The sequence below is a fragment of the Janthinobacterium leeuwenhoeki genome (assembly GCF_051380795.1).
Lineage (GTDB): Bacteria > Pseudomonadota > Gammaproteobacteria > Burkholderiales > Burkholderiaceae_D > Janthinobacterium.
Genome location: NZ_JBNYXT010000005.1, coordinates 1 through 22,277 on the forward strand (window position 1 = coordinate 1; position 22,277 = coordinate 22,277).

Genomic DNA, 22,277 nt, shown 5'->3' on the forward strand with positions numbered 1-22,277 from the left:
GGTTTCGTTGCTGAATACTCAGCGACGCTTCCAGCGTGTTTAATGAACCGCCGTATGCGGAACCGCACGTACGGTGGTGTGAGAGGGCGGCTGAGGTAACTCAGCCCCCTACTCGATCGCTGCTGCTTTACTTCTTCGCTACGGCAGTGCCTTCCGGCAAGGCATACATGACCAGGGTGTCGCTCATCTTTACGCCCAGCGAACCGTGGCCGCCGGCCATGACGACGACGCACTGGCGTCCCGCCTTGTTCGACACATAGCTTATCGGCGTAGCCTGGCATGGGAAGCCCAGCGGCGACAAAAAGGCCTTGATTTCCACGGCGAACGGGTCGCCCGCCTGTGGTTGCAAGCCCATTTCGCCGCCCGTGCCGCCCTTGGCCGTCGTTTCGGCGCGCGGCACGATTTTTTCCAGGAAGCCCATGTCGTCAGGGTTGACGATCAGCAACTAGCGCACTTTAATGCGGGGCCGGGCCGGAAAGAGGGAATCATCATATGCCTTTTTGCATGGATTTATCGGTGGCGCGTTGATGCGCCATATTGAATTCAGGGAGAGAGTCGATTGCGGAATATACAAAGTTTGGAATCGCCAGAATGTTATGGTTTATAAAAATTGGTGATTGTCTTCTGGTCGTGCCATATTTTGGCAGGGTCGAAATTTGAATCAAATAAACTCTTCAAATAGAAGCAAATATTATGCTGGAAGAGGAGATTCAGCCGCTGCGGCGGCAATATGGTCGGGCAATACGCATGCGTCGCCGGGAGGTGGGGCTGAAATTTTTGTTATAAGTGGCTGCAAGAAATGCAATGCCGCTTATGATAAGCATGTGTGTAAAGTAATGATATTTAAATGAAAATATAAAGGTGTTGAAGGCATTAACTGCGGAATGGCGGTAGTATTACTTAGGTGCCTATAATTATCATTTCCAGAGGCCTGTTTGTTTTCTCGATGGCAGGCTGCGCGGGCCTGAGCGCCATCCATGCCACTGTTGTTGGCGTGAGGCGCAAATCGCCGGCGGGCCGCTGCTGCATCGCACAAGCCGCCTGTACTTCGCTATAATTACGCGGTTAAAACACCATCCGCTAATGAGGAACCCCATGAGTTTGAATAACGTCTCTTCCGGCCGCGACCTGCCGAACGATTTCAACGTCGTCATCGAAATCCCGATGAATGCCGATCCGATCAAGTACGAAGTCGACAAGGAAAGCGGCGCGATTTTCGTCGATCGCTTCATGGGTACCGCCATGCATTACCCGTGCAACTACGGCTACGTGCCGAACACCTTGTCGCCGGACGGCGACCCGGTTGACGTGCTGGTCATCACCCCGTTCCCGCTGATCCCGGGCGTGGTCGTGCGCTGCCGTCCTATCGGCGTGCTGAAAATGACCGACGAGTCGGGCGAAGACGCGAAAGTGCTGGCCGTGCCAGTCGACAAGGTCCTGTCGATCTACAGCCACTGGCAAAAGCCGGAAGACTTGAACGAACTGCGTTTGCGCCAGATCCAGCATTTCTTTGAGCACTACAAAGATCTGGAAAAAGGCAAATGGGTCAAGATCGACGGCTGGTATGGTCCTGAAGTGGCCAAGGAAGAAATCCTGAACGGCGTCGCCGCGTTCAAGAAAGATGCTGAAAAAGCATAAGTAACGGGGCGCTTCACTGCCGCCCACCGTTCAAAACGCTCCCCGCCAGCGATGGTCGGGAGCGTTTTTATTTTTCTAGCCGCGAAACGGGCTGTGCTCGTTCAATTCATCGAGGTAGGCGTCGATGCCGCCCCGTTCGCGCTCGAGGAAGCGCTGCACGGCGTCGGCAAAGGCCGGGTGCGCCAGCCAGTGGGCGGACCAGGTCTTTTGCGGCAGGAAGCCCCGCGCCATCTTGTGCTCGCCCTGGGCGCCCCCTTCGAAGGTGGTGATGCCGTTGGCGATGCAAAACTCCAGCGGCTGGTAGTAGGCCGTCTCGAAATGCAGACAGGGAACGTGCTCGAGTGCGCCCCAGTAGCGGCCATACAGGGTGTCAGCCGTGTGGATCACCAGCGAGGCGGCAATGGCCTGGCCCTCGCGCTCGGCGATGACCAATAAAATATTCTGCGGCATGCTGGTGCCGATGCGGCGGAAGAACTCCAGGCTTAAGTACGGCGAGGAGCGGTGTTCCACATAGGTATTGCTGTAGCAGCGGTGGAACAGCTGCCAGTCCGTGTCCGTCGCGTCCACGCCGCGTACCTGGCGCATGACCACGCCCGCGTCCTGCACCTTGCGCCGCTCGGCGCGGATATTCTTGCGCTTCTTGTGCTCCAGGGTGGCGAGGAATTGCTCGAAATCCGTGTAACCGGGATTGAGCCAGTGAAACTGCACGCCACTACGCATCAGGTAGCCAGCTTGCGCCAGCTGGCGCGCTTCGCTTTCCGGCGGAAACAGGATGTGGCAGGACGACACCTCGGCCGCTTGCTGCTGCGCCTGCAGGAAGGCCAGCAGGGCCGCGCGCGCCTCACCATCGCGGGCCAGCAAGCGCGTGCCGCTCACGGGCGTAAACGGAATCGCGGACAACAGTTTCGGGTAATATTCAAGGCCATGCTGCTGATACGCTTCGGCCCAGGCCCAGTCGAACACGTATTCTCCATACGAGTGCATCTTCAGGTACAGGGGCAGGGCGGCGGCCAGCACCTCGCCTTGCCACAGCACCAGGTAATTCGGTTGCCAGCCCGTGTCCGCGCTGGCGCAGCCGGACTCGTGCAGCGCGTGCAAAAAGGCGTAGGAAAGGAAGGGAGTGGCGTCCGCCTGGCTGGACAGCAGCTCAGACCAGGCCGCTTCGCCAATTTCAGCCAGAGTGGAGACGATAGCCGTGCGATAATTCATTGTTGTAGTGTGCCTTCATCACTCTCGGGGCGCCGCCGTCGGCCTGCGCGCCCCTGTCTTGTTTAATAGAACGAAATATCCATCATCATCATGACAGTCAAAGTCGCAATTGCTCAAATGAATAGTACGGTCGGCGATCTGGCCGGCAACCGTGCCAAGATCTTCGACCTTTCACGCCGCGCGTTCGAGGCGGGCGCCGATATCGTGCTCACGCCGGAACTGTCGCTGGTCGGCTATCCCCCCGAGGACTTACTACTGCGCAATGCATTCTACGCAAAAACGCAGGAAGCGTTTGCCGCACTGGCTGCCGACCTGGCCCAGTTCAAGGATTTGCACGTGGTGGTGGGCTTGCCCCTGCAAGACGAGAAGGGCGTGCGCCACAATGCCGCCTCCGTGCTGCTGAACGGTGAAGTGCTGGGCACCTATCGCAAGCATGACTTGCCGAACACGACCGTTTTCGATGAAAAACGTTACTTTACGTCGTCAGACCAGGCTTTCGTATTTGGCGTGAAGGGCGTGCGTTTCGGTATCAATATCTGCGAAGACACGTGGTTCGAGCACGCGCCGATGCGCGCCCGCGCGGCCGGTGCGCAAGTGCTGCTGGTGCCGAACGGTTCGCCCTACCACATGAACAAGCAGCATCTGCGCTATGAAACCATGCGCAGGAACGTCAGCGCGCAAGGCATGGCCCTGGTCTACGCCAACCTGGTCGGTGGCCAGGATGAACTGATTTTTGATGGCGACTCGTTTGTCATGGATGCGGCCGGCACGATTTGCGCCCAGCTGCGCCACTTCGAGGAAGACTTGCAGCTGGTCGACTTCGACGGCGCCACGCCCGTGCCGCAACCGCTGGCCACGCCGTTGACGACGGAGGCGCAGGTGTACCAGGCGCTGGTGCTGGGTGTGCGCGACTATATCGGCAAGAATGGTTTCCCTGGCGTGCTGATTGGCATGTCGGGCGGCGTCGATTCCGCCCTGACCCTGGCCATCGCCGTCGATGCGCTGGGTGCCGAGAAGGTGCGCGCCGTGATGATGCCGTCGCAATTTACGGCCGATATCTCGTGGATCGATTCGCGCGACATGGTAAAACGCCTCAATGTGCGCTACGATGAAATTCCGATCAAGCAAACCTTCGACGCCTTCCGCGCCACCCTGGCTGACGAGTTCGCCGGACTGGCGGAAGACGCGACGGAAGAAAACATCCAGGCGCGCATCCGTGGCACCTTGCTGATGGCCCTGTCGAACAAGCACGGCAGCATCGTCTTGACGACGGGTAACAAGAGCGAGATGGCGGTCGGCTATTGCACCCTGTACGGCGACATGGCGGGCGGCTTTGCCGTGATCAAGGATATCGCCAAGACGCTGGTGTACCGCCTGTGTGCCTGGCGCAATAGCATCTCAAGCGTGATTCCTGAGCGCATCCTGACGCGCGGACCGTCGGCCGAGTTGCGCGCCGACCAGCTGGACCAGGATTCCTTGCCGCCATACGACGTGCTCGACGGCATCATGCAGCTGTACATGGAAGAAAACCGGCCGATCGCCGAGATTATCGAGGCTGGCTACCCGCCGGCCGATGTGGCCCGGGTCACGCGCCTGATCAAGATCAATGAATACAAGCGGCGCCAGTCGCCGGTGGGCATCCGCGTCACGCACCGTGGCTTCGGCCGCGACTGGCGTTATCCGATTACCTCCAAGTTCTACGAGTAAGCAGCCATCTGTCCACAATCCAACAATTTTAAGGAGTAGCCATGAAACAGATTACCGCCATCATCAAACCATTCAAGCTCGACGAAGTACGCGAAGCCCTGGCCGATGTAAACGTGACGGGCTTGACCGTGACGGAAGTGAAGGGCTTTGGCCGCCAGAAGGGCCACACCGAGCTGTACCGTGGCGCCGAGTACGTGGTCGACTTCTTGCCGAAAGTCAAAGTCGAAGTGGTGGTGGACGACAGCGTGTCGGAACTGGTGGTTGACGCCATCATCAAGGCTGCCCGCACAGGCAAGATCGGTGATGGCAAGATTTTCGTGCGCGACGTGGAGCAAGTCATCCGTATCCGCACGGGTGAGACGGGTCCGGACGCCGTCTAAGTTTTGGCTGGCAGCTGCGCCAACGATGTTGTCGGATGACGGCTCTTCGAGCCTAATCCGACCTACGTGTAGCAATGTGTGTCATGCCGTAGGTCGGGTTAGCGCGCCAGCGCGTAAGCCGACGCTGCTGAGCCACCAAAGCTGCCGGATTGCGCAGTAGCGCGCTTCACCGCCCCAGCCGCATGTCGAATTTCCAGCATATCAGGCGCAGAATCGTGATGCCGCTGGCGCTGGTCCACAGCGCGAAGTCGTGCTCGGCGCCGAAGTGCATCTGCAGCAGATAGGCCCAGCAGCCGAAAAACGCGCAGATCGCATACGGTTTGCCGTCACGAAACACCATCGGCACTTCGTTGCAGACGATGTCGCGCATCACGCCGCCAAAGATTCCCGTAATCACCCCCATCATCGACGCGATGAAGAGCGGCATGCCGGCGCGCGTCGCTTCGGCCACGCCCGCGATGGCGAACATGCCCAGGCCGATGGCGTCGGCAATGACGATCAGGCGTTCCGAGACGATCTGGCGCAAATGCTGGATCAAGGGCGCGGCCGTCAGGGCCAGCACGAAGATGAGAATCGCGTATTCCTGGTGCGAGACCCAGAACAAAGGGCGCTTGTCGAGCAGGATGTCGCGCAAGGTGCCGCCGCCGAATGCCGTGATGAAGGCCACGACGAACACGCCGACCAGGTCCATGCGCTTGCGGCGCGCTTCGATGAAGCCGGAAAACGCGCCCACCAGGATGGCGATGACCTCAATGATCTTGATCAGCGAGCCAGGCGGCAGTTGGGGTGGCATCATGGGCGGAGCGCGAGGACAGGAAATAATTGTCACAGGTTAACATGACACGGCCCCGAATGGTGATAAACGGGGCCGTGTGCAGGGTGTAACTTGTGACTGAATTGTGATTTCTTGCTGACAAGCTCAGCGAATGGGCTGAAGAGCGGAAGAAAGTAATACCACCAGCGCGCCATCGCCCCCTTCCGAGCGGCGCGCCTGGCAAAAGGCGATGACTTCATCCTTTTGCACGAGCCAGCTGTGCACCATCGACTTCAAGACCGGTTCCTGGCCTTTCGAGCCAAAACCCTTGCCGTGGATCACGCGCACGCAGCGCAGCTTGCGCCGCGTCGCCTGGTTCAAAAAGGCGCCGATGCCGTCGCGCGCCTCGTCACGGCGCAAGCCATGCAAGTCCAGCTCATCCTGGATGGGCCAGTGGCCCTTGCGCATCTTCTTGACCACGTCCGGTCCCAGGCCGGGACGGGCGTAGTTCAGGGCCGGATCGTTTTCCAGATAATGGTCGACCTCGAACAAATCCGACAGCGACTCGCGCAGTACGGCTGCATGATCCTCTTCCGGCGTCAGCTTGCGCGCCGGCTGCTGGGCCGCCATGGCCCCCGCCTTGGGCAGGCTGGGCACGTAGCGGTCCGACTCGGGCAGGCGCTTGACGCCGCCGATGCTGGCCTTGAACAGATTGCTCTCCACGGCCTGCACCTTGACCTGCTGCGCGCGCTGAGCCGCGGCTTGCGCGCGCGCGTCCGCCTGCTCCTTGAGTTGCTTGCTGACCGCTTTCAGGTCGGCGAAGTCTTTCATCGACGCCATGCGACGCTTACTCCTGGCCTTCCAGGTAGCGCTGGGCGTCCAGTGCTGCCATGCAACCCGTGCCGGCGCTGGTGATGGCCTGGCGGTAGATATGGTCTTGCACGTCGCCGGCGGCAAACACGCCCGGCGCGCTGGTGGCGGTGGCCATGCCTTCCAGGCCCGTCTTGGTCTTGATGTAGCCGTTGTGCATTTCCAGCTGGCCTTCGAAGATGCCCGTGTTCGGCTTGTGGCCGATGGCGATGAAGACGCCGTGCACGCTCAAGGCTTCGACTTTGCCATCGATGGTCGACTTGATGTTCAGGCCCGTTACGCCGCCTTCGTTGCCCGTCACTTCGTCCAGAGTGTGGTTATATTTCAACACAATCTTGCCTTCGGCAACCTTGGCGTTCAGGCGGTCGATCAAAATCGCTTCGGCGCGGAACTTGTCGCGGCGGTGGATCAAGGTGACTTTATTGGCGATGTTTGACAGGTACAGCGCTTCTTCGACGGCCGTATTGCCGCCGCCGACGACGGCCACTTCCTGGTTGCGGTAGAAGAAGCCATCGCAGGTGGCGCAGGCGGACACGCCCTTGCCCATGAATTGCGCTTCCGATGGCAGGCCCAGGTATTGCGCGGACGCGCCCGTGGCGATGATCAGCGTGTCGCACGTGTATTCGTGGCTGTCGCCCTTCAGGCGGATCGGTTTTTCGTTGAGGAAGGTGGTGTGGATGTGATCAAACACGATTTCCGTATTGAAACGTTCGGCGTGCTGCAGCAAACGCTGCATCAGGTCCGGGCCTTGCACGCCCATCGGGTCGCCGGGCCAGTTTTCCACGTCCGTGGTGGTCATCAACTGGCCGCCTTGTTCCACGCCGGTGACCAGCATCGGGTTCAGGTTGGCGCGGGCGGCGTAGACGGCGGCGCTGTAGCCGGCTGGGCCGGAGCCGAGGATCAAAACGCGGGCGTGTTTGGTAGTGGTCATGGGAGGCTTCTCTATGAGTTGGGTCTGTCCGAATTGGGGGCATACGCGCGAAGAACAAGGGCGTATTGCGCTTGCGCAAGCAATCCACGATTATAGACCAAGCCGCCTGTAGCGACGAATCGTGGGGCCGTCCGGGGCATATATGGCTTAGAATACTTCCTTATTATGGGAAATTCCCTTTCAGAAACATTTATCACCTTGCAGCGCTTCCCAGAATGACTAAACCAGCCCAGGCCAATCAAAATAGCTACACCCGAAAACCGGTCGAACGCCGGCCCCTGCCCAACCGGCTGGTGCGGCTGCTGTCCGAGGCGCGCTGGTTCGCGCTGGCCGCGTTTGCCCTGTATTTCGTGCTGATACTGGCCAGCTTCAACAAGCTCGACCCGGGCTGGTCGCACGCCACCAACGTCGACAAGGTCGCCAACCTGGGCGGCAAGCTGGGCGCGACCTTCTCCGATTTGCTGCTGTATATCTTCGGCTTTTCCGCCTGGTGGTGGTGCGTCTGGCTGCTGCGCACGGTGTGGCATGGCTATCGCCGCCTGAGCCGCCGCTTCCTGCTGGAAGAGGAAGAGGTGGAGCGCGAGCACCATGTCGAGATGCTGATCCGCATCGTCGGCTTCTCCATCATGCTGATCGGCAGCATGGGCCTGGAATACCTGCGCATGGCAAAAAGCCTGCACGTGCAGCTGCCGCGCGAGCCGGGCGGCGTGCTGGGCCAGCTGGTGGGCCACTCGGCCCACGTGGCCTTTGGTTTCACCGGCGCTACTTTATTGCTGTTGCTGCTGTTTGGCCTGGGCTTTTCCCTGTTCTTCCACGTATCCTGGCTGCAAGTGGCCGAACGCATTGGCGGCGCCATCGAAGACGTTTTCAACTGGTTCGTGCTGCGCTACCAGGATCGCGAAGACCGCCGCCAGGGCGAAGTGGCCGCCGTGCGCCGCGACGAAGTGGTGGTGATCGAACGGGCCAAGCATGTAGAAAAGCACGTGGCCGCGCCGCCCGTGAAGATCGAGCCGCAAGTCGTGACCGTGGTGAAATCGGAGCGCGTGGAAAAGGAACGCCAGGCGCATCTGTTTGAAACCCCCGGCGATGGCAAGCTGCCGCCGCTGTCCTTGCTCGATGAAGCGCCGCCCGTGGTGGAAACGGTCTCCGTGGAAACCCTGGAGTTTACCAGCCGCCTGATCGAAAAGAAATTGTCCGACTTTGGCGTGGATGCCAAGGTAGTGGCCGCTTACCCCGGCCCGGTGGTGACGCGCTATGAAATCGAGCCGGCCACGGGCGTGAAGGGTAGCCAGATTGTCGGTCTGGCGCGCGACCTGGCCCGTTCGCTGTCGCTCACCTCGATTCGCGTGGTGGAAACCATTCCCGGCAAGAATTACATGGCGCTGGAACTGCCGAACAGCAAGCGCCAGATCGTGCGCCTGACGGAAATCCTCGGCTCCAAGGTCTACAACGATGGCGTGTCCAGCCTGACGATAGCGCTGGGCAAGGATATTGCCGGCAAGCCCGTCGTGGCCGACCTGGCCAAGATGCCCCACTTGCTGGTGGCCGGTACCACCGGTTCCGGAAAATCGGTCGGCATCAATGCGACGATTCTGTCGCTGCTGTACAAATCCGACCCGCTCGACGTGCGTTTGATCCTGATCGATCCGAAGATGTTGGAAATGTCCGTCTATGAAGGCATCCCGCACTTGCTGGCGCCCGTCGTGACCGACATGCGCCAGGCCGGCCACGCGCTGAACTGGGCCGTAAACGAGATGGAACGCCGCTACAAGCTGATGAGCAAGATGGGCGTGCGTAACCTGGCCGGTTATAACGCCAAGATTGCCGACGCGAAAAAGCGCGAAGAACACATCCCGAATCCGTTCAGCCTGACGCCGGACTCGCCGGAGCCGCTGGAAAAACTGCCGACCATCGTCATCATCATCGACGAGCTGGCCGATCTGATGATGGTAGTGGGCAAAAAAGTCGAGGAATTGATCGCGCGTATCGCGCAAAAGGCGCGCGCCGCCGGTTTGCACTTGATTCTGGCCACGCAGCGCCCATCTGTAGACGTGATCACGGGCTTGATCAAGGCGAACATTCCCACGCGTATCGCCTTCCAGGTCTCGTCGAAGATCGACTCGCGCACCATTCTCGACCAGATGGGCGCGGAAGCGCTGCTGGGCATGGGCGACATGTTGTATATGCCGCCCGGCACCGGCTTGCCGATGCGCGTGCACGGTGCGTTTGTTTCCGATGAGGAAGTCCACCGCGTTGTCAGCCATCTCAAGCTGCAGGGCGAACCGAATTACATCGAGGGCATCCTCGAAGGCGGCACCCTGGAAGGCGATGGCGCCGAAGGCGGTGCGCCGGGCGAGGGCGGCGGCGAGGCCGATGCCCTGTATGACCAGGCGGTAGCGGTGGTGCTGAAAAACCGCCGCGCCTCGATTTCGCTGGTGCAGCGTCATTTGCGCATCGGCTACAACCGCGCCGCCCGTCTGCTCGAGCAGATGGAGCAGAGCGGGGTGGTATCAACCATGCAATCCAATGGCAATCGGGAAATCCTGGTGCCGGCGGCAAGTGCCGAACAAGGGTAAAGAATGAAAAGCAATACTTTCGCAGCAAAAATGATGATCGGCGCGGCCAGCGTCGCCTGCAGCCTGCTGTTCGCGGCCAGCGCCTCGGCCAGCGCGCTGGAGCAATTCAAGAGCTTTGCGGCCGGCACCAAGTCGGCCAAGGGCGAGTTCGTGCAGCGGCAAGTCAAGAAGGCGGACGCCAGCGGCAAGGCGAAGGTGTCCACGCCTGCCAGCGGCACGTTTGAATTTGCCCGTCCAGGCAAGTTCATCTGGACGTACTTGAAGCCGTACGAGCAGCTGCTGCAAGCCGATGGCGACAAGTTGTATATCTACGACAAGGACTTGAGCCAGGTGACGGTGAAGAAACTGGGTGACGCGCTCGGTTCCTCGCCAGCCGCCATCCTGTTCGGCAGCAATGACCTGGAAAAGAATTTCACCCTGGCCGAAGCAGGCACGCGCGATGGCCTGGAATGGCTGAAAGCGACGCCGAAAGCCAAGGACACGACGTTCGATGAAATCACCATCGGCCTGCGCAATGGCGTGCCCGAAGCGATGGAATTGCGCGACTCGTTCGGCCAGACCTCGGTGCTGTCGTTCAAGAACTTCCAGAAGAACCCGGCCTTATCTGCCAATCACTTTAAATTTGTCATGCCCAAGGGCGCCGACGTGATTAACAATTGATCGCTGACGTTCTGTTGTTGACCGGCCTCGCAGCGATGCGGGGCCTTTGCATTCTTACCCGGTAAATATGATGGCGGATCTCTTTTCCACCGCACCGCGCCAGCCACTGGCCGAAGCCTTGCGGCCTGCTACCCTCAACGAAGTCATCGGCCAGACGCATTTGCTGGGCGTGGGCAAGCCGCTGCGCCTCGCATTCGAAGCGGGCAAGGCGCATTCGATGATTTTGTGGGGGCCGCCCGGCGTGGGCAAGACCACCCTGGCGCGGCTGATGGCGAACGCCTTCGACAGTGAATTCATCGCCCTGTCAGCCGTGTTTGCCGGTGTGAAAGATATCCGCGCAGCCATGGATCAGGCGCGTCATAGCCTGGACCAGTTCGGCAAGCACACTTTATTGTTCGTCGACGAGATACACAGGTTCAACAAGTCGCAGCAGGACGCCTTGCTGCCCTTCGTCGAATCGGGCCTGGTGACCTTCATCGGCGCCACCACCGAAAACCCCAGCTTCGAAGTCAATTCGGCGCTGTTGTCGCGCGCGCAAGTGTATGTGTTGAAATCACTCAATGAAGACGAGATGAAGCTGCTGCTGGCCAAGGCGCAGTCGACGGCGCTGACGCACCTGAGCTTCGACGAGGCGGCTGCCGACACCCTGATCGGCTACGCGGACGGCGATGCGCGCCGCTTTTTGAATTTGCTGGAGCAGGCCGAGACGGCCGCCAGCTCGACGGGCACGACGAAGATTGACGCGGCCTTCGTCGACAATGCGCTGACCCTCAATTCGCGCCGTTTCGACAAGGGAGGCGACAATTTCTATGATCAGATTTCCGCGCTGCATAAATCCGTGCGCGGTTCGAACCCTGATGCGGCCCTGTACTGGTTTTGCCGCATGATCGATGGCGGCGCCGACCCGCGCTACCTGTCGCGGCGCATCGTGCGCATGGCCTGGGAAGATATCGGCCTGGCCGACCCACGTGCCTTGACCATGGTCAATGACGCGGCAGAAACCTATGAACGCTTGGGTTCGCCCGAAGGCGAGCTGGCGCTGGGCCAAGCCGTGATCTACCTGGCGATTGCCGCGAAAAGCAATGCCGGTTACAACGCCTTCAATACGGCCATGGCGTTTGTCAAAAAGGACAAGTCGAAGGAAGTGCCCGTGCACTTGCGCAATGCGCCGACGAAACTGATGAAGGAACTGGGTTACGGCCACGCTTACCGCTACGCGCACGACGAACCCGATGCGTATGCGGCCGGCGAAACCTACTTCCCGGACGGCATGGCCGAACCGGGTTGGTACCAGCCCGTGCCGCGCGGCCTGGAAAGCAAGATCGCCGATAAATTGGCCTGGCTGCGCGAGCTGGACAGGAAAGCAGGAAAAGCAGCCGGCAAGGGCTGAGACTACAGGCCCAGCAAGGTAAAACCGTCATCCTGCGGCGCGTAGCCCACCAGCTGGCGCGTCGCCGCGATGGACAAGCGTTTATAGCGGTTGTCCGACACGCCATGCACGACGTGGTAGCCGGCCGGCACGTCGGCGGCGATGCAGCGGGCCAGCAATTGCACCACGTCGCGCTCGCTGATGAAGGCGGCGATGTCGCGCGCGCTGTGCTGTTGACCTGGCGTAAAGTGGGCCACGTTGGCGATGCGCACGGCAATCGCCGTCATGCCATGCTGTTGCGCGAACGCCGATGCCACGCCTTCGCCGAACGCCTTGCTGGCGCCATACATATTGGCTGGCCGCGCCGGCATGTTTTCCTGCACCTGGACGTCCAGCGGGTAGCCTTCCACGGCTTGCGCGCTGCTGGCAAACACCACTCTTTTCACTCCTTGCGCCTGTGCCGCGCGGAAGATGTTGTGCGTGCCGATAATGTTCGGCTGCAGCAATTGCGCATCGAAATCGGCGCCGGCGTGCGGCACGCCGGCCAGGTGCAGTACCACGTCGGTGTCCGCGCAGGCGGCCAGGCAGGCGGCATAGTCGCTGACATCGAGTGGCATGGACGGGCAGGGCGCTTCGGCCAGCTTGCCTGTGTGCAGGTCGGCCAGGCGCAGGGAGAATTCCCCGTGCCGGCGCTTCCAGAAAGCGGTGCCGATGATGCCGGCGGCGCCCGTGACGAGGACGCGCAGTGGTTCTTGAATCATGTATTCCTTGTATGCAGTGTGTGAGGCAGTGCCAGATTCAGCCAGCGCAGCAGGGCGGGGCGGGGTGCGGCGGTCCCATGCACGCGGATGTGTCCGCTGCCCACGGCTTCGACCAGCACCAGGCCGTCGTTCGGTATCGTGTAGCGTTCGCCGCTGCGCAGCACGCAATCCTCGAACTGGGCGTAGGCCGTGATCCACGCCGTGCCGGACAGGCATTCGATGACCCTGGCGTGTGCTTTTTCCAGGCGTAAAGGCCGTTCGCTGCGTAATTCGTGGTCGGTATGCATGGCATCGCTCCTGTTGTGCTGACAGGAACAGCTTAGGCGCTTGGCTTAAACCATGACAGATGCAGGAAAACGAAATTGTCATGCATACAGTGCGCTTCGTCGTACACTGTGCTTGTCAAAAAAACGGGCAACTGTATCTGTGCGTGCCGCGTGCGGCAGCCGCATACTGAAGGGATGAACATGAGCGCGCATTTGAATCTGTACGAGCACCTGGCCAATGAGCTGGGCGCCCTGATCGACTCGCGCGTGTTTGCGCCCGGCGACCGCTTGCCGTCGATCCGCCACCTGGCGCAGCAAAAGCGCATCTCCATCAGTACCGTGATGCAAGCCTTGCGCCTGATGGAAGATCGGGGGCAAGTCGATGCGCGGCCCCAGTCCGGCTATTTCGTGCGCCACCGCGCGCCGCGCCGTCCCTGCAGTGCGGACGCCCAGCACTTGAAGGAGCCAGCCTTTGTCGGCATCAACAATCTCTTGATGCGCGTGCTGAAGGACAACGAAACGGCGAATATCGTGCAGCTGGGCACGGCCTGGCCGCCCGACGAGATACTGCCCATCAAGCGCATGCAGCGCACCATCAGCTTTGTCGCGCGGCGCGAGCCCGCTTTATTGAGCAAGGTCAGCTGTTACGACGTCAGCGAAGGTAATTTCCTGCGCCAGGTCGCGCGCCGGGCGCTGGACTGGGGCAAGCTGGACCCGCACGAGATCGTCGTGACGAATTCCTGCACGGAAGCGATCAGCCTGTGCCTGCGCGCCGTCGCCAAGCCGGGCGACACCATCGCCATCGAGTCGGCCACGTATTTCGTGCTGCTGCAGATGATAGAAAGCCTGGGCATGAAGGCGCTGGAAATCCCCACCGACCCGAAGACGGGACCGTCGCTCGACGCGCTCGAGCTGGCCCTGCGCGCCGGCCTCGTGCAAGCGTGTCTGTTCGTGCCGAACGCCAACAATCCGCTTGGCTGCGTCATGCCGGAAGCAAACAAGAAGCGGCTGGCGGGGCTGCTGTCGGAATTCAATATTCCGCTGGTGGAAGACGATGTGTATGGCGACCTGTGCTTTGCGCCGCAGCGTCCCTGGCCCGTGAAGGCTTACGACACGAGCGGCAACGTCTTGTTGTGCTCCTCGTTTTCCAAGGCCATTACGCCTGCCTCGCGCGTGGGTTACGTGCTGGCCGGGCGCTTCGCGCAGGAAGTGGCCTTGCTGAAAACCGTGTCGAGCGGCGCCACCAGCCATTTCTTCCAGGCCGTGCTGGCCGACTTTTTGGAAGGCAGCAGCTACGACCAGCAGCTGCGCAAGATGCGGCGCACCCTGGTACAACGCATTGCCCGCATGTCCGACGCCGTGGCGGCCAGTTTTCCGCTTGAGTGCATGCTGTCCGAGCCGCAGGGCGGTTTCGTGCTGTGGGTGCAAATGCCGCAGCAAATCGATGCGCTGGCCCTGCATGGCCAGGCGATTGCGGAAGGCGTGGCGTATATGCCGGGCCAGCTGTTCTCGGCCTCGGGCAAGTTCGGCAATTATCTGCGCCTCAATTGCGGCAATGCGTGGACGCCGCGCATCGAGCAGGCCATCGGCCGCCTGGGCCGCCTGGTGCATGACGCCTTGTAACTATTCTTTGCGTTTCAGTGCCCGTTTTTCACCGTTCGCTCCCTGTTTTTTGCCGCTGGTCGCAAGCCGGTGGCGTTGTTTGTTGCCGTTGGCTAAAGTACCACCATACCAGCAGCAGTCAACGAAACAAACTAACCAGGAGTCACATCATGCACGCACTGAAAAACATGGAAATCACCTTTGTCGCCGCCGCCATCATCGCCATCGGCGCCAGCTTCGCCACCGCCGGTGCGAATACGCTGGAAGTGAGCGCCAGCAGCACCGTGATCGCCCAGGCCGCCGACAGCAAGATGCCCGTCGTCACCGTCAGCGCCCGCCGCCTGACCGCTGCCGAAAAAGCCGCCTTTATCTGACAGTAGCCTGAGCACCAGCCGTAAAGCGGGCGCGAGTGCCCGGCCATGCTGCCATGACGATGGACAGCCATGTGCAAAACTCATAAAGAACTGAACGGGTCTTGGTACAATGAGTGCTTTCGATACATCGGCACCGCCATCCACCCATGATAGATATCCAACTTCTCCGTAAAGACATCGCCAACGTCGCAGAACGCCTGGCGACGCGCAAATTCCAGCTCGACGTGGCAGGTTTCAATGCCCTCGAAGCCGAACGCAAGGCGATCCAGACGCGCACCGAAGAGCTGCAGAGCAAGCGCAATGCGCTGTCGAAGCAAATCGGCATGTTGAAAGGCAAGGGGGAAGACACCTCGGCCGTGATGGCGCAAGTGGCCGGCCTGGGCGATGAGCTGAAAGCCGATGAAGCGGCCCTGAGCGTGGTGCAAGCCAAGCTGAGCGATTTCATCATGGCCGTGCCGAATTTGCCGCACGAGTCGTCGCCCTTGGGCACGGACGAGGCGGGCAACGTGGAAGTGCGCAAGGTCGGCACGCCACGCACTTTTGACTTTGAAGTCAAGGATCACGTCGACGTGGGTGCCCCGCTGGGCCTGGACTTCGAAGTGGCCACCAAGCTGACCGGTTCGCGCTTCTCCGTCATGAAGGGCGGCATCGCCCGTTTGCACCGTGCGCTGGCGCAATTCATGCTCAACACGCACGTGGACGAGCACGGCTACACGGAATGCTATACCCCATACATGGTCAACGCCGATTCGCTGCGCGGCACGGGACAGTTGCCGAAATTCGAAGCCGATCTGTTCTCGGTGAAAAAAGGTGGCGCGGAAGGCGAGGGCGAGACCTTCTACCTGATCCCCACGTCGGAAGTGTCGCTGACCAATATCGCGCGTGATGAGATCCTTGCGCTCGATCAATTGCCACTGAAAATGACGGCCCACACGCCATGCTTCCGCTCGGAAGCGGGCAGCTATGGCCGCGACACGCGCGGCATGATCCGCCAGCACCAGTTCGACAAAGTGGAAATGGTGCAAGTGGTGCATCCGGACACCTCGTACCAGGTGCTCGATGAAATGGTCGGCCATGCGGAAGCCATCTTGCAACGCCTGGGCCTGCCGTACCGCGTGATGTCGCTGTGCACGGGCGACATGGGCTTTGGTGCCACCAAGACCTTCGACCTGGAAGTGTGGTTGCCGGCGCAAAACACCTATCGTGAAATCTCGTCCCTGTCGAACTGCGAAGCCTTCCAGGCCCGCCGCATGCAAGCGCGTTTCCGCAACGCCGCCGGCAAACCGGAACTGGCCCACACCCTGAACGGCTCCGGCCTGGCAGTGGGCCGCACCCTGGTCGCCGTGCTGGAAAATTACCAGCAGGCGGACGGCAGCGTCGAGATCCCGCCAGTACTGCGTCCTTACATGGGTGGCCTGACGCATTTGAAGGCTTAAAATAGTCCTTTTCTTTTTGTCGCGGGCTGCTATAATCTTGCCTTCTCGCAGCAATGCGGGGAAAGACCGCAGCAAATGGAGAGGTGGCAGAGTGGTCGAATGTACTTGACTCGAAATCAAGCGTACGTTAAATCGTACCGTGGGTTCGAATCCCACCCTCTCCGCCAGAACAAATAGAGAAAGCTCCCGCAAGGGAGCTTTTTTTATTTGTGGCGGCGAAGAGGAGCAAGGCGCCTGCGCGCCTTGCGAGTGGGATTCGAAGACGAGCGCGTACTCGCGCGAGGCTCCCCGAATCGCCCCTATGGGCTTTGGTTTGAATTCCCAGCCCTCAGTTGCAAATCGCCAATAAAACCCCTACCCAACCCAACAACACCCATGCTAAAATAGCGCCTCGTTCAAACCGGCACGCCAGTTTGAATGAATAGACCGCAGTAAACGGAGAGGTGGCAGAGTGGTCGAATGTACTTGACTCGAAATCAAGCGTACGTTAAATCGTACCGTGGGTTCGAATCCCACCCTCTCCGCCAGAATACATAGAAGAAGCTCCCGCAAGGGAGCTTTTTTTATTCCCGCAAGGTCAAAAAACCACCAGCGCAAAGTCCAGGTAGAAAAACCGCCCAAAGCGCGCAGCGCAAGGCGTTTTTTCCTCCATTCAAGCTTTGAAAGCCAGCGCCGCCACTAACGCAACAAGCTAGTGCCAAGCTAGTGCACGAGCTTGGCCACCGCAAACGCCGCGCCCGACAAGGCAATCATCGTCCCCACACACGACAGGATGACAGCCGACTTCGCCTCAGCCACATCTGACTTGGTCGCATAATTGGAGCGCACCACAGCGACGTCCAGTGTCAAGCCACTGACATCCGTCTTGAGAACGCCGACATCCGTTTTCAGGCCGGCCACATCCACCTTGAGGTCGGCCACATCCACCTTGAGACCAGCGACATCCGTTTTCAGACCAGCCACATCCACCTTGAGACCAGTGACATCCGTTTTCAAACCAGCAACATCCACCCTGAGGTCCGCAACATCGGTTTTCAAGTCCGCGACATCCACTTTGATGTCAGCCACATCGGCCTTTACATCCTTAACGTCCAGTTTCACGCCAGCCATGTGTTTTGCCAGTGTGTTGACTTGCTCGTCCATGGCGCAATCCTCCGTGCTTTTCACTTCATGCTCCTCGCTTTTTTCACCGCTGTCAAACAGTGTCCCAAGAGTATCGCGCATGGCATTGCTATTCCTGGCCAAGCGCTGTGCCAGCGCTGTCGCGCGCTGCAAATCGGCCATTCCTTCCAACTGTAGCTGGTTCGTGGCAGTCTGTAATTCGACGGCGATCTGTTCGCCGAGGCTGGCCGCAACCTGCAGCCACGCATCGATCTTGCGCTGGCGCGCCTGTTGCGTCAGCGCATCATGCCGCAGCCGCGTATCGCTCAGCTTGTTCATGCTGCGTCCTCTCCAGGCTGGGGCCGATGCCGATGCTGTCCACGCTACCCCTTGCCGATGCAGCCTACCTTGACCCTGCTCAGCCTATGCTAATCTACCCCCTCCCATCCTGCCCCCACCAATAAAAGCAATGAGCCGATTCTGGAGCAACATCGTCAGCGAGCTGACCCCCTACATCCCGGGCGAGCAACCGAAACTGCCCGACCTGGTCAAACTCAACACCAACGAAAACCCCTACGGCCCGTCGCCCCAGGTACTGGCTGCGCTGCACGAAGCTGCCAACGACACCTTGCGCCTCTACCCGGACCCCTCAGCCAGCGAACTGAAGCAAACCCTGGCCGACTACCATGGCTTGACCAGCGCGCAAGTGTTCGTCGGCAACGGCTCCGACGAAGTGCTGGCACTGGCCTTCATGGCCTTGCTCAAGCACGATGCGCCGCTGCTGTTCCCCGACATCAGCTACAGCTACTATCCTGTGTATTGCAAGCTGTACGGCATCGATTACCGCACGCTAGCGCTCGACGAGTCCATGCGCATCCGCCCGGAAGACTATCAAGGGCCGTGTGGCGCCATCATCTTCCCGAATCCCAACGCGCCCACGGGCGTCGACTTGCCGCTGGCCGGCGTGGAAACCCTGCTGCGCGCGCATCCCGATGCCGTGGTGGTGGTCGATGAGGCGTATGTGGATTTCGGCGGCGAGAGCGCCGTGGCCCTGGTCGAGCGTTATCCGAACTTGCTGGTGGTGCAGACGTTCTCGAAATCGCGCTCGCTGGCCGGCTTGCGCGTGGGGTGTGCTTTCGGGCATCCTGACCTGATCGAGGCGCTGGAAAGAGTGAAGAATAGTTTCAATTCGTATCCGCTGGACCGGCTGGCGCTGGCCGGCGCCGTCGCTTCGCTGCACGACGAAGCATATTTCCAGCAGACGCGCCAGGCTGTGATCGCCAGCCGCGAACAGCTGACGGCAGATCTTGCTGCGTTGGGCTTCGAGGTGCTGCCGTCGGTGGCCAATTTTGTTTTTGCGCGCCACGCGCAGCATGACGCGGCGCAACTGGCGGCCGGCTTGCGCGCCCGTTCCGTGATCGTGCGCCATTTCAATGCGCCCCGCATCAGCCAGTACTTGCGCATCAGCATCGGCAATCCGGCCGAGTGCGCAGCCCTGATGGCGGTCTTGCGCGAGCTGTTGTCGTGATGGCAGGCCTGGTACGGCTGCCGGCAGCCGTACCAGGCGCCAGTTTGTTTACTGCTGGCTGGCCCGGCGGCGGCGCGCCATGAAGCCCAGCAAGCCCAGGCCTCCCAGCAGCATGCCGTAAGTGGCGGGCTCCGGTACGGCCGACACGGTCAGGTTATTGATGGTTGGCCAGATACCGATCTGTCCCGCCGTGCTGACGGCCAGGTCGGAGAATGCACCCGACGACACGAAGCCGATAAACGAGGCTTGCGTCGGCAAGGTCAGCTCGTAGGTGAGCAATTCTCCCAGCGCATTGCGCGCGGTCAGGGTGACGCTCTGTCCGTTCGCATATTCACCGGCAAGGTTCGAGCCGAAGAAAAATCCCCCCACACCGCGTACGGCGCTGGAAAAGTTGGAAAACAGCACGCTGTCGTCACGGTTGTTCGTACTCAGCCAGTTGTCGCTGCCCGTGCCGGCGCCATACAGGATGGGCGAGACGCCAACGCTGCTTGCCGTGTAAGCATAGCTGCCGGCGCTGCGGTTCAGCGGGCCACCGAGCGCATCGATGGGCAAATCATCAAAGGTATCGACGCCGGTATTGCCGACCGCTGCCAGATAGGCGGACTGGCTGGTAAAGACCGTGATGTCTGCCTGTGCGGCGCTGGCGGCGAGCAGCAGGGCGGCGGCGCTGATGATTTTCAGGCGGGAGAATGTAGTTTGCAAGATTGACTCCTTAACAGGGATGGGGAAAAGGACAGTGGCACTTTACATTGAAATTCCTAATGCCAACTCAATATAATATTTGCTAGAAAAAAATGCAACATAAAGTTTCTTTATGATAATTTCCGTCTTGTATGGTTGAAATGCGGATGTTCCCCAATCGCCACTGCTGGCGCGGCCATGGTGGCCATCTGGCCGCGCCATGCTGCCGCCACGGGCCATTTGTGCAACAATAATCGGATTCACTCATCGACAGGACGGACAATATGGCAAAAGTGGCATTCATCGGTTTGGGCGTCATGGGTTTCCCCATGGCAGGCCATCTGGCGGCAGGCGGGCACGACGTCACCGTGTACAACCGCAACCCGGCCCGCGCGGCCGCCTGGCTGGAACAGCATAAAGGTAGCAGCGCCGCCACGCCGGCCGCGGCCGCAGCCGGTGCCGAGTTCGTCTTCACCTGCATCGGCAACGATAACGACCTGTACCAGGTCATCCTGGAAGAGGGCGGCTTGCTGTCCGCCATGGCGCCGGGCAGCATCCTGATCGACCACACGACGGCTTCCGCCGAAGCGGCGCGCACCATCCACGCGGCAGCGCAAGAGCGGGGCGTGTTCTTCCTCGACGCGCCCGTGTCCGGCGGCCAGGCGGGCGCGGAAAACGGCAAGCTGACGGTGATGGTGGGCGGCGATGCGCAAGCGTATGCACGCGCCGAGCCTGTCATCGCCCTGTTCTCGCGCGCCGTCACCTACATGGGCGCCTCCGGTTCCGGCCAGCTGACGAAGATGGTCAACCAGATCTGCATCGCGGGCCTGGTGCAGGCGCTCAGCGAAGGCATCGCCTTTGCGGAAAACGCGGGCCTCGATGCGGCGCTGGTGGTGGACGTGATTTCCAAGGGCGCGGCGCAGTCGTGGCAGCTGGAAAACCGGGGCAAGACCATGATCGAACGCAAGTTCGACTTCGGTTTCGCCGTCGACCTGATGCGCAAGGACCTGGGCATCTGCCTCGCCGAAGCCAAGCGCAACGGCAGCGACTTGCCCGTGACGACCTTGACGGACCAGTTCTATGGCGAAGTGCAGCAGGCGGGCGGCAACCGCTATGACACGTCCAGCCTGATTACCCGTCTGAACAAAAAGTAATCTTTCAAGTACTGGCAACGGCGGCGCGTCCCTGCAAAGGGCCGCGCCGCTCGTCGTTTACGGCGCCGACACCATTAAAACGTCAGTTTCCGGAACATCCAGTTTCGATTTGCATGGAAAAGCATGGACTTCGCTAGCTCATCGTGTATTATTAAAAAACGAGATGAAATGTCCCAATTTTTAAAACATTATGAGCGGACCCGCATGAAAACCAACTCCTCAGCGATAACACGCGTTGTCGACAAGAACATTCCCTACCTGTCTTCCGCCGTCGCCATCTGGCGCCCCCGCGCCGTGCTGCGCAGCTGGCCCGGTGTGGCTATCGCGCTGGTGATCGCCCTGTCGGCGACCTTTATTTCCAGCAATTACGGCGGCCCCCAGCTGCTGTATGCGCTGTTCTTCGGCTTGGCCTTCCACTTCCTCGCGTCCGATCCCACCTGCAAGCCCGGCATCGAATTTTGCAGCAAGGTGTTGTTGCGCACGGGCGTGGCCCTGCTGGGGGCGCGCATCACCTTCAACCAGATCGCCTCGGTCGGCGTGACGCCATTGCTGATCGTCGTCGGCGGCCTGGTGGCGACGTTGGGCTTTGGTTACCTGCTGGCCAAGTGGCTGAAACGTCCCATCACGGAAGGCATTTTGTCGGGCGGCTCGGTCGCCATCTGCGGCGCGTCGGCCGCGCTGGCCATCTCGGCCGTGCTGCCGCAAACCAAGGAAAACGAAAAGTTCACCCTGCTGACGGTGGTGGGCGTGACGACCCTGTCGACCCTGGCCATGATCGTCTACCCGCTGCTGGTCAAGCTGCTGGGTTTTGACCCCACGGAAGCGGGCGTGTTCATCGGCGGCACCATCCATGACGTGGCGCAAGTGGTGGGCGCCGGCTATCTGGTCAGCAACCATACGGGCGACGTGGCCACCTTCGTCAAACTGACGCGCGTGGCTTGCCTCGTGCCCGTCGTGCTGGGCCTGTCGATCATGTTCAAGCGCAAGGATGGCAAGAGCGAGGTCGACGCGCCGCCGCTGGTGCCCTTCTTCCTGATCGGCTTTGTCTGGCTCGTCATTACGAATAGCCTGGGCCTGATTCCGCAGGAAGTAAATGGCTGGATCAACAATGCCTCGCGGGCCTGCCTCGTCATCGCCATTGCCGCGCTGGGCGTGAAAACCTCGTTCCAGTCGCTGGCCTCGCTGGGCTGGCGTCCCGTGATCATGCTGGTGATGGAAACCGTGTGGATCGCCGCCTTCGTCGCCATCGCCGTGCTGCTGACGCGCTAAGCGAACCGGGC

Annotated in this window: 21 protein-coding genes and 2 tRNA genes; 14 read left to right on the top strand and 9 right to left on the bottom strand. The window is 60.5% G+C overall.

The window, feature by feature from the left end:
* Positions 1-127: 127 nt before the first annotated feature.
* Positions 128-445: a hypothetical protein gene (locus tag ACQ4WS_RS06035; RefSeq protein ID WP_436474583.1), complete on the bottom strand. Its 318-nt coding sequence runs from the start codon at positions 443-445 to the stop codon at positions 128-130.
* 650 nt (positions 446-1,095) lie between these two features.
* On the opposite strand from ACQ4WS_RS06035, the gene ppa reads away from it, so the two are divergent.
* The gene (gene ppa / locus ACQ4WS_RS06040) at positions 1,096-1,638 is read left to right on the top strand and encodes an inorganic diphosphatase (protein WP_436474585.1); all 543 of its coding nucleotides are present in this window, start codon (positions 1,096-1,098) and stop codon (positions 1,636-1,638) included.
* A 75-nt stretch (positions 1,639-1,713) separates the two neighbouring features.
* On the opposite strand, the gene ACQ4WS_RS06045 is transcribed toward ppa, so the two are convergent.
* The gene (locus ACQ4WS_RS06045; protein WP_436474587.1) at positions 1,714-2,847 is read right to left on the bottom strand and encodes a GNAT family N-acetyltransferase; all 1,134 of its coding nucleotides are present in this window, start codon (positions 2,845-2,847) and stop codon (positions 1,714-1,716) included.
* A gap of 90 nt (positions 2,848-2,937) precedes the next feature.
* Between ACQ4WS_RS06045 and ACQ4WS_RS06050 the strand changes: the two genes are divergently transcribed.
* Both ACQ4WS_RS06050 and ACQ4WS_RS06055 read left to right on the top strand, forming a co-directional pair.
* A complete protein-coding gene (locus ACQ4WS_RS06050; protein WP_436474589.1) occupies positions 2,938-4,554 on the top strand; it encodes an NAD+ synthase in 1,617 nt (538 codons plus the stop codon).
* A gap of 41 nt (positions 4,555-4,595) precedes the next feature.
* On the top strand, positions 4,596-4,934 hold the full coding sequence (locus ACQ4WS_RS06055; protein WP_034758685.1) for a P-II family nitrogen regulator: 339 nt from the start codon (positions 4,596-4,598) through the stop codon (positions 4,932-4,934).
* Between the two features lie 166 nt (positions 4,935-5,100).
* Here the strand turns inward: ACQ4WS_RS06055 and ACQ4WS_RS06060 are convergent, their stop codons facing one another.
* From ACQ4WS_RS06060 to trxB, 3 genes are all read right to left on the bottom strand, one after another.
* On the bottom strand, positions 5,101-5,730 hold the full coding sequence (locus ACQ4WS_RS06060; protein ID WP_034758680.1) for a trimeric intracellular cation channel family protein: 630 nt from the start codon (positions 5,728-5,730) through the stop codon (positions 5,101-5,103).
* Between the two features lie 123 nt (positions 5,731-5,853).
* Positions 5,854-6,528 carry a Smr/MutS family protein gene (locus ACQ4WS_RS06065; RefSeq protein ID WP_436474593.1) on the bottom strand — a complete coding sequence of 225 codons (675 nt, stop codon included), beginning with the start codon at positions 6,526-6,528 and terminating at the stop codon, positions 5,854-5,856.
* 7 nt (positions 6,529-6,535) lie between these two features.
* Positions 6,536-7,489 carry a thioredoxin-disulfide reductase gene (trxB, locus tag ACQ4WS_RS06070; RefSeq protein ID WP_101480433.1) on the bottom strand — a complete coding sequence of 318 codons (954 nt, stop codon included), beginning with the start codon at positions 7,487-7,489 and terminating at the stop codon, positions 6,536-6,538.
* A 215-nt stretch (positions 7,490-7,704) separates the two neighbouring features.
* On the opposite strand from trxB, the gene ACQ4WS_RS06075 reads away from it, so the two are divergent.
* The 3 genes from ACQ4WS_RS06075 to ACQ4WS_RS06085 all read left to right on the top strand — a co-directional run bounded on the left by ACQ4WS_RS06075 (position 7,705) and on the right by ACQ4WS_RS06085 (position 12,115).
* The gene (locus tag ACQ4WS_RS06075) at positions 7,705-10,065 is read left to right on the top strand and encodes a DNA translocase FtsK (protein ID WP_436474596.1); all 2,361 of its coding nucleotides are present in this window, start codon (positions 7,705-7,707) and stop codon (positions 10,063-10,065) included.
* 3 nt (positions 10,066-10,068) lie between these two features.
* Positions 10,069-10,725 carry an outer membrane lipoprotein chaperone LolA gene (gene lolA / locus ACQ4WS_RS06080; protein ID WP_436474598.1) on the top strand — a complete coding sequence of 219 codons (657 nt, stop codon included), beginning with the start codon at positions 10,069-10,071 and terminating at the stop codon, positions 10,723-10,725.
* A 70-nt stretch (positions 10,726-10,795) separates the two neighbouring features.
* Complete coding sequence (locus tag ACQ4WS_RS06085; protein WP_436474914.1) at positions 10,796-12,115, top strand: replication-associated recombination protein A; 1,320 nt, start codon at positions 10,796-10,798, stop codon at positions 12,113-12,115.
* A gap of 2 nt (positions 12,116-12,117) precedes the next feature.
* Here ACQ4WS_RS06085 and ACQ4WS_RS06090 read toward each other — a convergent pair whose 3' ends face one another.
* Both ACQ4WS_RS06090 and ACQ4WS_RS06095 read right to left on the bottom strand, forming a co-directional pair.
* Positions 12,118-12,855 carry an NAD-dependent epimerase/dehydratase family protein gene (locus ACQ4WS_RS06090; RefSeq protein ID WP_436474600.1) on the bottom strand — a complete coding sequence of 246 codons (738 nt, stop codon included), beginning with the start codon at positions 12,853-12,855 and terminating at the stop codon, positions 12,118-12,120.
* Complete coding sequence (locus ACQ4WS_RS06095) at positions 12,852-13,142, bottom strand: DUF2917 domain-containing protein (protein WP_436474602.1); 291 nt, start codon at positions 13,140-13,142, stop codon at positions 12,852-12,854. The genes ACQ4WS_RS06090 and ACQ4WS_RS06095 overlap by 4 nt, the downstream gene beginning before the upstream one ends.
* A gap of 180 nt (positions 13,143-13,322) precedes the next feature.
* Between ACQ4WS_RS06095 and ACQ4WS_RS06100 the strand changes: the two genes are divergently transcribed.
* The 5 genes from ACQ4WS_RS06100 to ACQ4WS_RS06120 all read left to right on the top strand — a co-directional run bounded on the left by ACQ4WS_RS06100 (position 13,323) and on the right by ACQ4WS_RS06120 (position 17,060).
* Positions 13,323-14,744 (top strand): aminotransferase-like domain-containing protein, encoded by a 1,422-nt coding sequence (locus ACQ4WS_RS06100; RefSeq protein ID WP_436474604.1) that lies wholly within the window; start codon positions 13,323-13,325, stop codon positions 14,742-14,744.
* Positions 14,745-14,893: 149 nt separating this feature from the next.
* Positions 14,894-15,097 carry a hypothetical protein gene (locus ACQ4WS_RS06105; protein WP_436474606.1) on the top strand — a complete coding sequence of 68 codons (204 nt, stop codon included), beginning with the start codon at positions 14,894-14,896 and terminating at the stop codon, positions 15,095-15,097.
* A gap of 146 nt (positions 15,098-15,243) precedes the next feature.
* Positions 15,244-16,533, top strand: a complete 1,290-nt coding sequence (serS, locus tag ACQ4WS_RS06110; protein ID WP_436474608.1) for a serine--tRNA ligase — start codon at positions 15,244-15,246, stop codon at positions 16,531-16,533.
* Positions 16,534-16,610: 77 nt separating this feature from the next.
* Positions 16,611-16,700 (top strand) — tRNA-Ser (locus ACQ4WS_RS06115).
* 270 nt (positions 16,701-16,970) lie between these two features.
* Positions 16,971-17,060: transfer RNA gene (locus ACQ4WS_RS06120), tRNA-Ser, on the top strand.
* A gap of 175 nt (positions 17,061-17,235) precedes the next feature.
* Here ACQ4WS_RS06120 and ACQ4WS_RS06125 read toward each other — a convergent pair.
* Positions 17,236-17,973 carry a hypothetical protein gene (locus ACQ4WS_RS06125; RefSeq protein WP_436474610.1) on the bottom strand — a complete coding sequence of 246 codons (738 nt, stop codon included), beginning with the start codon at positions 17,971-17,973 and terminating at the stop codon, positions 17,236-17,238.
* Positions 17,974-18,103: 130 nt separating this feature from the next.
* Here ACQ4WS_RS06125 and hisC point away from each other — a divergent pair, with 130 nt between their 5' ends.
* Complete coding sequence (hisC, locus tag ACQ4WS_RS06130) at positions 18,104-19,162, top strand: histidinol-phosphate transaminase (protein WP_436474612.1); 1,059 nt, start codon at positions 18,104-18,106, stop codon at positions 19,160-19,162.
* Between the two features lie 48 nt (positions 19,163-19,210).
* Here the strand turns inward: hisC and ACQ4WS_RS06135 are convergent, their stop codons facing one another.
* A complete protein-coding gene (locus ACQ4WS_RS06135) occupies positions 19,211-19,864 on the bottom strand; it encodes an FxDxF family PEP-CTERM protein (protein WP_436474614.1) in 654 nt (217 codons plus the stop codon).
* A gap of 263 nt (positions 19,865-20,127) precedes the next feature.
* Here ACQ4WS_RS06135 and ACQ4WS_RS06140 point away from each other — a divergent pair, with 263 nt between their 5' ends.
* A complete protein-coding gene (locus tag ACQ4WS_RS06140) occupies positions 20,128-20,997 on the top strand; it encodes an NAD(P)-dependent oxidoreductase (RefSeq protein WP_436474616.1) in 870 nt (289 codons plus the stop codon).
* Positions 20,998-21,201: 204 nt separating this feature from the next.
* Positions 21,202-22,266, top strand: coding sequence for a YeiH family protein (locus ACQ4WS_RS06145; RefSeq protein WP_436474618.1), 1,065 nt, complete (start codon positions 21,202-21,204; stop codon positions 22,264-22,266).
* Positions 22,267-22,277: the final 11 nt, after the last annotated feature.

Coding starts and splice junctions, on each gene's coding strand:
- trxB (WP_101480433.1), bottom strand. CDS start 7,489: ATGACCACTACCAAACACGCCCGCGTTTTGATCCTCGGCTCCGGCCCA.
- lolA (WP_436474598.1), top strand. CDS start 10,069: ATGAAAAGCAATACTTTCGCAGCAAAAATGATGATCGGCGCGGCCAGC.
- ACQ4WS_RS06125 (WP_436474610.1), bottom strand. CDS start 17,973: ATGAACAAGCTGAGCGATACGCGGCTGCGGCATGATGCGCTGACGCAA.
- ACQ4WS_RS06055 (WP_034758685.1), top strand. CDS start 4,596: ATGAAACAGATTACCGCCATCATCAAACCATTCAAGCTCGACGAAGTA.
- ppa (WP_436474585.1), top strand. CDS start 1,096: ATGAGTTTGAATAACGTCTCTTCCGGCCGCGACCTGCCGAACGATTTC.
- ACQ4WS_RS06075 (WP_436474596.1), top strand. CDS start 7,705: ATGACTAAACCAGCCCAGGCCAATCAAAATAGCTACACCCGAAAACCG.
- hisC (WP_436474612.1), top strand. CDS start 18,104: ATGAGCCGATTCTGGAGCAACATCGTCAGCGAGCTGACCCCCTACATC.
- ACQ4WS_RS06095 (WP_436474602.1), bottom strand. CDS start 13,142: ATGCATACCGACCACGAATTACGCAGCGAACGGCCTTTACGCCTGGAA.
- ACQ4WS_RS06045 (WP_436474587.1), bottom strand. CDS start 2,847: ATGAATTATCGCACGGCTATCGTCTCCACTCTGGCTGAAATTGGCGAA.
- ACQ4WS_RS06050 (WP_436474589.1), top strand. CDS start 2,938: ATGACAGTCAAAGTCGCAATTGCTCAAATGAATAGTACGGTCGGCGAT.
- ACQ4WS_RS06065 (WP_436474593.1), bottom strand. CDS start 6,528: ATGGCGTCGATGAAAGACTTCGCCGACCTGAAAGCGGTCAGCAAGCAA.
- ACQ4WS_RS06140 (WP_436474616.1), top strand. CDS start 20,128: ATGGCAAAAGTGGCATTCATCGGTTTGGGCGTCATGGGTTTCCCCATG.
- ACQ4WS_RS06100 (WP_436474604.1), top strand. CDS start 13,323: ATGAGCGCGCATTTGAATCTGTACGAGCACCTGGCCAATGAGCTGGGC.
- ACQ4WS_RS06105 (WP_436474606.1), top strand. CDS start 14,894: ATGCACGCACTGAAAAACATGGAAATCACCTTTGTCGCCGCCGCCATC.
- ACQ4WS_RS06060 (WP_034758680.1), bottom strand. CDS start 5,730: ATGATGCCACCCCAACTGCCGCCTGGCTCGCTGATCAAGATCATTGAG.
- ACQ4WS_RS06085 (WP_436474914.1), top strand. CDS start 10,796: ATGGCGGATCTCTTTTCCACCGCACCGCGCCAGCCACTGGCCGAAGCC.
- ACQ4WS_RS06145 (WP_436474618.1), top strand. CDS start 21,202: ATGAAAACCAACTCCTCAGCGATAACACGCGTTGTCGACAAGAACATT.
- serS (WP_436474608.1), top strand. CDS start 15,244: ATGATAGATATCCAACTTCTCCGTAAAGACATCGCCAACGTCGCAGAA.
- ACQ4WS_RS06090 (WP_436474600.1), bottom strand. CDS start 12,855: ATGATTCAAGAACCACTGCGCGTCCTCGTCACGGGCGCCGCCGGCATC.